8 protein-coding genes and 1 tRNA gene are annotated in these 12,317 nt (G+C 43.2%); 3 read left to right on the top strand and 6 right to left on the bottom strand.

Going from position 1 to position 12,317, the window contains the following annotated elements; all coding sequences use genetic code 11:
- Positions 1 to 11: 11 nt before the first annotated feature.
- Positions 12 to 99 (top strand) — tRNA-Ser (locus CRENPOLYSF2_RS12645).
- 169 nt (positions 100 to 268) lie between these two features.
- Here CRENPOLYSF2_RS12645 and CRENPOLYSF2_RS12640 read toward each other — a convergent pair.
- The gene (locus CRENPOLYSF2_RS12640) at positions 269 to 754 is read right to left on the bottom strand and encodes a CinA family protein (protein ID WP_087144309.1); all 486 of its coding nucleotides are present in this window, start codon (positions 752 to 754) and stop codon (positions 269 to 271) included.
- A gap of 36 nt (positions 755 to 790) precedes the next feature.
- Here CRENPOLYSF2_RS12640 and mutS point away from each other — a divergent pair, with 36 nt between their 5' ends.
- Together mutS and chrA are read left to right on the top strand one after the other, a co-directional pair.
- Complete coding sequence (gene mutS, locus CRENPOLYSF2_RS12635) at positions 791 to 3,382, top strand: DNA mismatch repair protein MutS (protein ID WP_245807993.1); 2,592 nt, start codon at positions 791 to 793, stop codon at positions 3,380 to 3,382.
- Positions 3,379 to 4,761 (top strand): chromate efflux transporter, encoded by a 1,383-nt coding sequence (gene chrA / locus CRENPOLYSF2_RS12630; RefSeq protein ID WP_087144308.1) that lies wholly within the window; start codon positions 3,379 to 3,381, stop codon positions 4,759 to 4,761. Before mutS ends, chrA begins: the two co-directional genes overlap by 4 nt.
- Here chrA and CRENPOLYSF2_RS12625 read toward each other — a convergent pair.
- The 5 genes from CRENPOLYSF2_RS12625 to rpsO form a co-directional block, all read right to left on the bottom strand.
- Positions 4,758 to 5,846 carry a L,D-transpeptidase family protein gene (locus CRENPOLYSF2_RS12625; protein ID WP_087144307.1) on the bottom strand — a complete coding sequence of 363 codons (1,089 nt, stop codon included), beginning with the start codon at positions 5,844 to 5,846 and terminating at the stop codon, positions 4,758 to 4,760. The two genes, chrA and CRENPOLYSF2_RS12625, sit on opposite strands and share 4 nt — an antisense overlap.
- A 228-nt stretch (positions 5,847 to 6,074) precedes the next feature.
- Complete coding sequence (gene mtgA / locus CRENPOLYSF2_RS12620; RefSeq protein WP_087144306.1) at positions 6,075 to 6,887, bottom strand: monofunctional biosynthetic peptidoglycan transglycosylase; 813 nt, start codon at positions 6,885 to 6,887, stop codon at positions 6,075 to 6,077.
- Between the two features lie 170 nt (positions 6,888 to 7,057).
- The gene (gene prsK, locus CRENPOLYSF2_RS12615; protein WP_087144305.1) at positions 7,058 to 9,130 is read right to left on the bottom strand and encodes an XrtA/PEP-CTERM system histidine kinase PrsK; all 2,073 of its coding nucleotides are present in this window, start codon (positions 9,128 to 9,130) and stop codon (positions 7,058 to 7,060) included.
- 698 nt (positions 9,131 to 9,828) lie between these two features.
- On the bottom strand, positions 9,829 to 11,907 hold the full coding sequence (gene pnp, locus CRENPOLYSF2_RS12610) for a polyribonucleotide nucleotidyltransferase (RefSeq protein ID WP_087144304.1): 2,079 nt from the start codon (positions 11,905 to 11,907) through the stop codon (positions 9,829 to 9,831).
- Between the two features lie 67 nt (positions 11,908 to 11,974).
- Complete coding sequence (gene rpsO, locus CRENPOLYSF2_RS12605) at positions 11,975 to 12,244, bottom strand: 30S ribosomal protein S15 (RefSeq protein WP_087144303.1); 270 nt, start codon at positions 12,242 to 12,244, stop codon at positions 11,975 to 11,977.
- Positions 12,245 to 12,317 lie beyond the last annotated feature (73 nt).

Raw genomic sequence — 12,317 nt, 5'->3', positions numbered from 1 at the left:
ACTCAGAGTTAGGAGAGGTGGCAGAGCGGCCGAATGCGGCGGTCTTGAAAACCGTTGAGGGGTAACCCTCCCAGGGTTCGAATCCCTGCCTCTCCGCCACTACTCACTACAAAATTATTAATAATTTTTCATCTTTTAAACAAAGCGCAGTAAATTACTGCTTCGTCATCATTAAATTCTTTCTACGAAAGAATATCCCAAATAAAACTTCAACGTCACTTGTGTCGGCTAAACCCCTAAATTTTGATCGAGTACATTACTGCGACGTTTAAAAAACGGGACTCAAAAACGTCATCAAAGCAACCCTTTGCGTTTGTCGCCTAACAGACTGCCGATTACCCACAAACTGCTTACGCATAACCAATACCTTTTCACCACGCCACTGCCAGGCAACAAAAACCGTACCCACTGGCTTTTCCGCCGTACCGCCACCAGGCCCTGCTATACCGGTTACCGCAATCGCACAATCCGCGCTGCTGTGCGCCAACACCCCAGCAACCATCTCCGTAACCGTCTCTGCACTCACTGCCCCGTAATGCTGCAAAGTTTCTGGTTTAACGCCCAGCATATCCATCTTAGCCTGATTGCTGTAGGTGACAAAGCCTCGGTCAAACCACGCCGAACTTCCCGCTACATCGGTCAATGTCGCAGAAATCAAACCACCAGTACACGACTCGGCCAGCGCAAGCGTCTTACCACACGCAGTTAAAAATTGCCCAGCTCTTTGCGCTAAAAAAAATAATTCTTTATCCATGATGGTGACCCCTAAGACTTCAGATAAAATAGCGGCATGATTAAAGACACCCTACCTGCCACTCCACACACCCCAATGATGCAACAGTATTTTCGCATCAAGGCCGACTACCCTGACACACTTTTATTTTACCGAATGGGCGATTTTTACGAATTGTTTTTCGATGATGCCAAAAAAGCCACGCAATTACTGAACATTACCCTCACCAGTCGCGGCAACTCGCAAGGTGTACCGATTGCTATGGCGGGTATCCCCTACCACGTCGCCGAAAGCTATCTGGCCAAACTACTCCGGCAAGGCCAATCGGTGGCTATTTGTGAACAAATCGGCGACCCTGCAACGTCCAAAGGCCCTGTTGAACGTAAAGTAGTACGCGTGGTCACCCCAGGCACAGTTACCGACGAAGCCTTACTGGAAGAGCGCCAAGATAATTTATTGGCTGCCGTATGTTTAATTGGTAACCACTACGGTCTTGCCCATCTGGATGTCAGCAGCGGGCGTTTTGTGCTACAACAAGTCAGCTCTGAAAATCAATTATGCAGCGAAATTGAGCGGCTTAATCCCGCCGAATTATTATTCAGCGAAGACTGGCTTTTACCGGCTGACTTAAAGCGCAGAGCCGGATTATGCCGAAGAGCGCCGTGGCATTTTGAGCCGGAAAGCGCTAGACAGCAAGTGCTAAAACAGTTTAAAACCGTGGATTTAAAAGGCTTTGGTTGCGATAATTTGCACTCCGCCATCGCCGCCGCTGGGGCTTTATTGCATTATATTAAAGACACCCACCAAAGTGCCCTGCCCCATATTCAAGGCATCCGTACCGAAAGCAGCGACGATACTATCTTATTAGATGCCGCCAGCCGCCGTAACCTGGAACTGGACTTTCACCCGTCCGGCCACCTGCAATACACGGTGCTTGGTGTGCTGGACAAATCGATCACCGCAATGGGCAGTCGCTGTTTACGGCGTTGGCTCAACCGGCCACTGCGCAGTCACGACCTGCTCAATAAACGTTACAGCTGCATTGATAGCTTACTTGAATCTAAAGTCTATCGCGATATTCAAACAACCTTACGATCCGTCGGTGATATAGAGCGCATCAGTTCGCGTATTGCTTTAAAATCAGCACGGCCACGCGACTTACTGGTATTACGGCAAACGCTGGCAGTACTGCCAACCTTGCATCACAGCTTATCCACTACCGAAAACCCGCAACTCCTGCATTTAAGTGCCGCAATTGGCGAACATCCTGAGCGGTTAAGATTACTACAAAGCGCCATCATTGATAATCCACCCGTATTAATACGTGATGGCGGTGTCATTGCGCCAGGCTACAATCTTGAACTGGATGAGTTACGCAACTTAAGCCAAAATGCCGACCAATACCTGATTGATATGGAAATCCGTGAACGTGCGGCAACCGGTATTGCCACCCTGAAAGTTAATTACAACCGCGTCCACGGTTATTATATTGAAGCTTCGCATTTGCATTCGGATAAAATTCCCGCACATTACCACCGTAAACAAACCCTAAAAGGTGCAGAGCGTTATATCACCGAAGAGCTGAAAGACTTTGAAGACAAGGTACTCAGCGCCAAAGACAAGTGCTTAAGCTTTGAAAAAGCCCTGTATGAAGCCCTACTCAATCACTTGGCTTGCTCAGTAGACACACTGCAACGCTGCGCGGCAGCGTTAGCAGAACTGGATGTGCTAACTACCTTTGCAGAACGTGCCGAAACCCTCAACTTGTCTCAGCCCAGTTTAACAACTAAAACCGGATTGCACATCGAACGCGGTCGGCATATCGTGGTGGAGCAAGTATCGGATATTCCGTTTGTCGCCAATGATGTATGTTTTTCCAATCAACGCCGTATGTTGATTATTACAGGCCCCAACATGGGCGGTAAATCAACGTATATGCGCCAAACTGCGCTCATTGTGTTATTAGCGCATATCGGTTGTTTTGTACCGGCCAAATCATTTACTTGCGGGCCGATAGACAAAATATTTACCCGCATTGGCGCATCGGATGATTTGGCCAGTGGCCGCTCGACCTTTATGGTGGAAATGTCGGAAACTGCTAATATTTTGCACAATGCCACCTCAAAAAGCCTAATTTTAATGGATGAGATTGGCCGAGGCACCAGCACATTCGATGGTTTATCATTAGCATGGGCGTGTGCCGACCATCTGGCCAAAGAAACCAAGGCCTTTACCTTGTTTGCTACCCATTATTTTGAACTGACCACCCTCGCCAGCGAACAAAAAACCATCCATAACCTGCATTTGGATGCAATGGAACACGGTGATAAAATCATCTTTTTACATGCGGTTAAAGATGGCCCAGCCAGCCAAAGTTACGGCCTACAAGTGGCCGCCTTAGCCGGTGTGCCGCATTGCGTGATTGATAATGCCAAGACAAAACTACGGCATTTAGAAGACACGGTCACCTTGGAAAAACAAGCCGATGCCAACGGTTATAATCAATTGGATTTGTTTTTATCACACGCTGAACATCCAGCGCTCAGCTTACTTGACGATATTAAACCGGATGACTTGAGCCCTAAACAAGCGTTAGAGCTGCTTTATAAACTAAAAGCCCTCACAGGTGCATCTATTAAATACTTATGACCAACAAAACTTATGACACCGTTAACGCCAGCTTACCGCCGTCAATCACTTTTTTAAGCGCTTGCCTGTTTTGGTTTAAATTGGGGTTTATCAGCTTTGGTGGTCCAGCTGGCCAAATTGCGGTTATGCACCAAGAACTGGTAGAGCGTAAACGCTGGATTTCTGAACAACGTTTTTTACATGCCCTCAATTACTGCATGTTATTGCCAGGCCCTGAAGCCCAACAACTAGCCACCTATCTTGGCTGGCTGATGCACCGTACTTGGGGAGGGATTATTGCCGGTGTATTTTTTGTTTTACCATCGTTATTTTTGCTTATTTTGTTGAGCTGGCTGTACGTGCGTTTTGGTCATATACCCGAAGTATCCGCTGTGTTGTATGGCATTAAACCGGCAGTGACAGCGATTGTGCTGTTTGCTGCACACCGCATCAGTTCTCGTGCATTAAAAAATAGCGTTATGTGGATTATTGCTGGTGCTGCATTTTTAGGTATTTTTGTTCTGCACCTGCCTTTCCCGCTCATCGTATTATTGGCGGCAATATTCGGTGCTATTGGTGGCCACGTCGCACCGGAAAAATTTGCTACCGGTGGCCACAGTAGCGCTCAAAAAAGTTATGGTGTGGCTATTATTGATGATCACACGCCTATTCCTGAACACGCAAAATTTCGGTGGTCACGATTCATTTTATTAGTGTTGATAGGCTTATTATTATGGAGCAGTGTGGTGGGTTTTTTATGCTGGCAGTACGGCTGGACACACACATTTACACAAATTAGCTGGTTTTTTACCAAGGCCGCGTTGCTGACTTTCGGCGGAGCATATGCGGTATTGCCGTATGTGTACCAAGGTGCTGTTGAACATTATCAGTGGCTAAGTGCCACCCAAATGATGGATGGTTTAGCCTTGGGTGAGACAACACCTGGACCATTAATTATGATTGTTACCTTTGTAGGTTTTTTATCAGGCTGGAATCACCTGCCTTTAGGTGCTGATAGTGCATTACTGGGAGCCACAATCGCCGCCTGTTTGGCCACCTATTTTACTTTTTTACCGAGTTTTATCTTTATTTTAGCGGGTGGGCCACTGATAGAATCTAGCCAAGGTAAATTAAAATTTACCGCACCACTGACAGCAATTACTGCTGCCGTGGTCGGCGTTATTTTAAATCTGGCCGTGTTTTTTGCTGTACAAGTATTTTGGCCAGCAGGTTTTAACGCTGCTGTCGATTACTGTGCTGTATTGATTTTTGCCGCCGCCTTCTTAGCCCTATCGCGCTATAAAATAGGCGTTATAGCGGTTATCCTGGCAAGTGCATCTGTAGGGTTGTTATTGGCTTTTGTTAAACCGTGGCTAATCCAGCACGGTTTAATATCTTAATCACCGTGATAATACCCATCGCCCGAACCTTTCTTAATGAGCGCTGGTGCGGGTGACGGCATGTCTTTAGGAGGTGATATTTCTTCAATTACTGGCATAGTTTCTACCGGTAGCGTCGCAGCGGGTGGTGTCACTTCTAAATTAGGCGGTACGCCTTCATAGATAGCGACAGGGTCACCGGTTAATTCTTTCAGCGCCAAACTTAAGGCTTTTTGGTCAACTTCTGGCATTTCTTGTTTGGTGGCTTTTTGAATCAGTTTAAACGCATCTTCACGACGCTGGCCGTCACTGATCTCTTCGCCTTGCAAATCAGGATGCACCTCAATGTACAAGGTGTTGTCCAACCAACCAACTTTAATCGGTTGTTTTACTAAGTATACCGGCGTACCCACGTCTACATTACCAAACAGTTCTTTAATATCGTCAGGGTACATACGCACACAACCGTGGGTAATTTGCATACCGATACCAAATATTTTATCAATATCAGTGCCATGTATTCTGTATTCACCGGGTAAATTTAAATACAACGCATGCGCCCCTAATGGGTTATGCGGTCCTGGCGGCACAACTTCAGGCAATGGATCACCATTGGCCGCATGTTCTTTACGAATGGATTCAGGAGGATGCCATGAGGGATCTTTTATTTTTTTAATGATCTTGGTTTCACCTAAAGGTGTTTTCCAATCTTGCCGTCCAACACCGTGTGCATAAGACATCACTGTACCCGGTTGATTGGCAGGGTAGTGGTACATACGAAATTCAGAAATATTCAACGTAATACCGTTATGCGGCGTGTCAGGCAAAATACGTCTATTCGCCAAGCGCACCATGTCACCTTTTTTAACTTCCCAGCGATCTAATTTTTGGTTAAGTCGAACAATTTCATTTTGTCCCAGCAAATGCCGCAAGGCCACATCTAATAGAGTTTCTTCTTGATCAGAGCGCTCTAAGGCAAGCCTATTTTGATATTGTGTAACGATATTATCATTAGGATTTTCGGGCAGTTGATACGTTGTAGCATAAGCATTGCCCCCCATAAAGGGTAGCAAGGCAGTAAGTACAAATAATTTGCGAATTTTCATTACAGTCAATTTCTCAAGGATCTATAAAACAAAGATAAATTAATTAGTGCTTATTAGCAGGGATAACAGGAATTCATATAGCGTATAAAACGATTACTGGCTTAATGGCGTACTTTATAGCTTACTGCGAGATAACATATTGCTAGAAAAATGTCAGTCACATCATAAAACAGCCCAAATCAGCGGCCAGATAAAAAGCCACTCACCACAAATTCTACCACGTAAGCTTTACTTAAGGGTACTGTGTATATTGTAGCCCATATTACGAATTTGTCTGAGTATCCAATCTCGCCTTTTTAATACATAACCAGAAGGGTGCTGTGCCTGATAACGAATGGGGTTAGGCAGCGTAGCCGCTAATAACGCTGCTTGCGACTGACTCAAGTGTTGTGCAGAAATACCAAAATAGCGTTGACTAGCCGCTTCTACGCCAAAAATATGATCACCAAATTCGGCAATATTTAAATAAACTTCCAAAATACGTTCTTTGCTCCACAGAAATTCGATTAGCACGGTAAACCACACTTCGAGTCCTTTACGCACAAAATTTTTGGAGGGAGTTAAAAATAGATTTTTTGCCACTTGTTGAGAAATAGTACTTGCGCCACGCAGTCGTCCACCATTTAAATAGACATTGATCGATGCCTGTATGGAGGGCATATCAAATCCTGAATGTCGAAAAAACTGCTGATCTTCAGATGACATTACCGCAACAAAAGCACTCGACGACATTTTCTGAGCTGCCACCCATCGGTAATCTATGGCTTTAAAAGTAGCGCCATTAATCACATCTTGATAATGTCGATACAACATAAATGTTGATGTTGGCACGGGCAACCAGCGTAATAACAAACACGATCCCACCGATGACACCATAAAAAATAACAATATGTTAAGCAGTGTGGTTTTCAATATTCTTCGGAATGAGACTGGCTTAGCGAGGATATGATGGTTAACTTTATTTTTTTTTGACAAGGTAAATACTGCTAACAGGTTATAGATAATCCAGCAATGTTTTGTGCCTAAACAATTCGTAATCATTCAGTTCCCCTCTTTGAAAAAAAGAGGAAAGTGAATGCTTATAACAACGCATGTTCAACAGTGTTGTTAAACACTATAAAGCACATCGATTACAATTGATATGCGACTTATCGTCGGCACAACACATGACTTATTGTATTTCATATTTATTAATGCGCGTTAATCTATAATCAGGAAGCGGATAATGGCAATTTAATAGTAAATGAAGTCCCTTTACCTACTTCGCTGTCAACAGTAATCTGCCCCGCGTGTTTAAGAATATAATCGCGTGCCTCGTAAACACCAATACCCATACCCGCATTGCCTTTTGTCGTATCAAACGGTTTAAACAAACGTTCAGCAATGAATTTACTGTTCATACCCGTACCATTATCAATTACTTTAATGATAGCATGCTCATTATCTGTACTGAGTTCCATTTTAACAAAGCCATCGTCCTGAGTTGCATCTTGTGCATTTTGCACTAAATGCCCTAAGATTGCCGTCATTTTTTCTTTTTCACCGACGACATGCACCCGATTTTTATGTGCTACTAATTGCAACGTCGGTTTATTACCTGCTTGCTGTATAGCGACATCACTGATAATTTCAACCAGATTAATCAGACTTTTACTGGTTTCTTTAATCTCACCTTGCCTGAGCTGACTCAATAAAAAATCTATCTTATTAACTACGTTTTGTAAGGTTTCAATAGAGTCATCTATAAACTCTGGATTGTGCTTGTGTTTTTCGGAGTTTTTTACAATTAAAGCGATTTGAGCGACTAAATTTTTCAGATCGTGAACCAAATAGGCCGACAGGCGATTATAGGCTTCAAACTGTCGTGAACGCGCCAACTCGTCACTGGTACGATTAAGCGCTAACGCATTGGTTAATTGCATGCCGACTGTTTTTAATAAGTCATGGTCTTCCCAATTGAGTTTTCGCGCCACTCTGGGTTTGGTTAATACCACAAAAGCAGCTATTTCATTTTGCCTAAACAGAGGAATCAGTAACCAAACATTATTTTTTTCAGCGTTCCATTCCAGTAAATCCACTTCTTTGTAAACTTCGGGTTTATGCAATAATTCAAAAAAATCAATAACCCAGCGCTTGGCTTTAATAAATTTTATTAACGATGAATCTGCACTGATCAGTGGCGGCGCATTAAAGCCTAAATGATGCTCTTCAGCGAGATAAAAGTCACCTTGATCATTCTTTAACCATAAACCGCCCCCAGAACTGTCTACCAAATCCGCCATTGTTCTTATAATAAAGCCAGACAATTCATCAATAGAGCATAATTGAGAAATGGTTTTACTGAGTTTAATCCACTCGTCACGGTAATCATAACGGTAATGAAAAAAATGTTTATTTAAAAATACCTTAGTAATAGCACGAATTTTTCCAGACAACGAAAAAATCAAAAAAGCTAAAACACCCAGAAAAATAAAAACAATTTGCCCTATCTCGCCCCAGTTACCACCATAATCCCTGATATAAAAGCCGGCTAAAGACATTATTACTAAATAAATGCCGGAACCAAACAACACGGTAGTATGAAATACTAATTTTCTTGAAAACGAAATACGTGGTTTTTCAGATTGTAAGCGCAAAATAGATAATGCCAGCAAAGGCGCTACCAAGGCATTAATTAATCCTCTGGAATACCACAACTGAGAATCTAATCGAAAAAATAATAGCGATTTGGTGTAGACAATAAAATCAACAAAAAATAACCCACCCAGCCCCATACACAAAAATTTAATGGCCCAGCGCAAGTCAACAGAGGCATTCCGGTAAAGCTGCTCAACCAATATCAATCCCAGAATCGCAAAAATAACATGCGCTAAAAGCCGAATATCACGACCCAAAAACTCCTGAAATTGATAGCGAAAATCATTAAAAAATTCCAGACAAAAAATAAATATAATCCACACAACGAGCAAAATACTCGATTTATATTTACCCAGTAAAAAATACCTACTCTCGGAATATTGTCTTGAAATTAATGTGGTCAGTAAAAATAACCACGCAGTATCGCGTAATGTTTCAATTGATAACGTGCCTGAAATAAAATACCGTTCACTTTGTATAGCAAATGCAGTATAAAGCGACCACAGTAGAGAAATCGCAATAGCGCATGTAAAAGGGATGGCATAATGATTGTTTTTGATTTTTTTTAATGACAAAAACAGCAGTAAAGCATAGGTAATCGCAGCTATTAAATAACTGAAAAAACCAAATTTTTCTGTGAAATTCATATCGTATCCTGATTACATACGTTGATACGTTAAGCGCATCGCTCTTTAACAACCACAGCAGTATAAAAAATTATTTACCAAAAACACTTACCGCCATGTAAAATAAATATACGGCTTAATAAAATCAATGTATAAGCTAAAGCAAAATATCATCTGTCTTTATTAAAAAACCACCTATACATAATGGGTGTTTTTAAAAACAGAGGGGTTATTTATTAATAATATTAACAAGTATAGCTACAGTTATTAAGTTGCTTAGAAATACTTTTTGAAAAACAAACTTTTTATATAGCACAGCAAAAGCTATGTATTTATCAAATGTTACAGCGTTTTCACAGTTCAATAGTTACAGCGTAACCGTTCGCACTGAGCTTGTCGAAGTGTGCCGTTCATGCTTCGACAAGCTCAGCACGAACGGTGGCTGTAACTGTCCTAAGTTGAAAACGCTGTACGTATACAACGCTTTTATTTTCGATTGATAAAAGCTAAGGTGTGCATTGGGCAGGTATTAGTCGCAACCCAACATAATGATTTGAGAAAATGTTGGCTTACGCTATCGCAACCTACCTACACCGCTACATCACAACTCATCCTAATTAAAAATACGTAAGACAGCGCTCTATTATTCTGCCCAGTCTTACAAAAAAAAGAGCCTTACGGCTCTTTTTTATACTACGATATCATCAATAAAGCTTAAGTTAGTCTTTATCAACTTCTTTAATGCTCAGCCTAACACGACCTTGACGGTCAATTTCCAGCACCTTCACTTTAACCACATCACCTTCATTCAGTCTATCGCTGACTTTATCAACGTGTTCATCAGAGATTTGCGAGATATGTACCAGACCATCCTTGCCTGGAAGAATGGTCACAAACGCACCAAAATCCATTAATCTAACCACTTTGCCTTCATAAACCTTACCCACTTCAACCTCAGCGGTAATTTCTTCAATCAAGCGACGCGCTTCTTCACCGGCTGCTTTATCAACAGAAGCTACTTTAACAATACCATCATCAGTCAAATCAACGCTAGCGCCGGTTTGCTCAGTGATGCTACGAATAGTTGCGCCGCCTTTACCAATCACTTCACGAATTTTACTCGGATCAATCTTGAAAGTGATAATACGTGGGGCAAAATCAGACATTTCATCGCGGGTCGTTGCCAAGGCTTTGTTCATTTCACCTAAAATATGCAAACGACCTTGCTTGGCTTGCGCTAAGGCCACTTTCATGATTTCTGCGGTAATGCCATCAATTTTGATGTCCATTTGCAGTGCGGTAATACCGTGTTCTGAACCTGCGACTTTAAAATCCATATCGCCCAAGTGATCTTCATCACCTAAAATGTCGGATAACACCGCAAAACGCTCGCCTTCTTTAATCAAGCCCATTGCAATACCCGCAACCGGTGCGCTCAGCGGTACACCTGCATCCATCAGTGCCAAACTGCTGCCACACACGGAAGCCATAGAGCTTGAGCCGTTGGATTCAGTAATTTCAGACACCACGCGAATGGTATACGGAAAATCTTCCATATTGGGCAATACTGCCGCCACGCCACGTTTTGCCAAACGGCCATGACCAATTTCACGGCGCTTAGGTGAGCCGACAAAACCCGTTTCACCCACGCTGTACGGAGGGAAATTGTAATGCAGCATGAAAGGTTCTTTGTATTCACCCGCCAGTGCATCAATAATTTGTGCGTCGCGTTGCGTACCCAAGGTAGCCACGACTAAAGCCTGAGTCTCACCACGGGTAAACAATGCCGAACCGTGGGTTCTTGGCAACACACCGGTTTTAATACTAATGGGACGAATAGTAAACACATCGCGGCCATCAATACGTTTGCCGTCGTCCAAAATGGCATTGCGTACGATATCCGATTCTAAATGCTCAATAATGCCTCGGATATTTTTTTCAGAGTACTCACCCAGTGCCATGATTTTTTCAACCGCTGCTGACCTGAGATCATTTAAGCGCTCTTGTCTGACCAGTTTTTCAACAATCTGATACGAGGTTTTAATGTCCGCTTCAAGTTCTGCAACCACCAGTTGCTTAAGGGTGGCATCAACCGCCGGTGCTGTCCATTCAACGCTACCAGCGCCCGCAGCAGCGGCGAATTCATTAATAGCAGTAATCGCCAACTGCATTTGCTCGTGGCCGAACAACACCGCGCCCAGCATAATCTCTTCAGATAAGCCGCGTGCTTCAGATTCAACCATCAGTACCGCATGCGCTGTGCCTGCAACCACTAATTCCAGTTGCGATTCTTTTAGTTCAGCCGGTGATGGATTTAACAGATACGCGCCGTCTTTATAACCGACAGTTGCCGCACCTAATGGACCATTAAACGGTAAGCCTGAAATCGCCAACGCCGCCGATGCGCCCAATAAAGCCGGAATCTCTGGATTAACCGCCGGATTTAACGACACAACTGTCGCAATAATCTGAACTTCGTGAGTATATCCATCAGGAAACAACGGACGAATCGGTCGATCAATCAACCGCGAGGTCAAGGTTTCTTGCTCGCTAGGACGACCTTCGCGCTTGAAAAAACCACCGGGTATTTTACCCGCTGCATAGGCTTTTTCTTGATAGTTAACGGTTAATGGAAAAAAATCACCGTCACTGGGTTTCTTTTTAGCCACTACCGTCACTAAAATCGACGTACCGTTGACATCAATCATAACAGCGCCGTCTGCTTGACGCGCTATTTCACCCGTTTCTAGCGTAACTTTTTGATCGCCGTACTGAAATTCTTTCCTAATAGGAGTCACTATAAGGTTCCTTTGCTGAGATTATGCGCAGCTGTGTGCTGCAAGGGCCGACTGTTGAGTTGAATTTTTACTTACGCAAACCAAGACGTTCAATCAATGAACGGTAACGGGCGCTGTCTTTGTTTTTAAGATAGTCGAGTAATTTACGACGGCTGTTAACCATACGCAACAAGCCACGACGCGAATGGTTGTCTTTTTTGTGCGCCGCAAAATGCGGAGTCAAATGCAGGATATGCGCAGTCAATAACGCAACTTGCACTTCAGGTGATCCAGTATCAGTTTCGGTTAAACGATAGGCTTCAACAACTGCTTTTTTTTGTTCTGCTGTAAATGGCATGGTAATCCCTAGTATTTTTTAGTTAAGATTAAATTGAAAGCCGTGCAAACACGGCCGATAAAGCCTGACTTCC

This window comes from Crenothrix polyspora, assembly GCF_900163755.1.
Classification (GTDB): Bacteria; Pseudomonadota; Gammaproteobacteria; order Methylococcales; family Methylomonadaceae; genus Crenothrix; species Crenothrix polyspora.
Note: the sequence above shows the minus strand (reverse complement) of the source record. Positions and strands in the feature narration are given on the sequence as shown.

Bases quoted from the DNA above. Each gene is read 5' to 3' on its own strand.
- CRENPOLYSF2_RS12640 (WP_087144309.1), bottom strand. From the start codon at position 754: ATGGATAAAGAATTATTTTTTTTAGCGCAAAGAGCTGGGCAATTTTTA.
- mutS (WP_245807993.1), top strand. From the start codon at position 791: ATGATTAAAGACACCCTACCTGCCACTCCACACACCCCAATGATGCAA.
- chrA (WP_087144308.1), top strand. From the start codon at position 3,379: ATGACCAACAAAACTTATGACACCGTTAACGCCAGCTTACCGCCGTCA.
- CRENPOLYSF2_RS12625 (WP_087144307.1), bottom strand. From the start codon at position 5,846: ATGAAAATTCGCAAATTATTTGTACTTACTGCCTTGCTACCCTTTATG.
- mtgA (WP_087144306.1), bottom strand. From the start codon at position 6,887: ATGATTACGAATTGTTTAGGCACAAAACATTGCTGGATTATCTATAAC.
- prsK (WP_087144305.1), bottom strand. From the start codon at position 9,130: ATGAATTTCACAGAAAAATTTGGTTTTTTCAGTTATTTAATAGCTGCG.
- rpsO (WP_087144303.1), bottom strand. From the start codon at position 12,244: ATGCCATTTACAGCAGAACAAAAAAAAGCAGTTGTTGAAGCCTATCGT.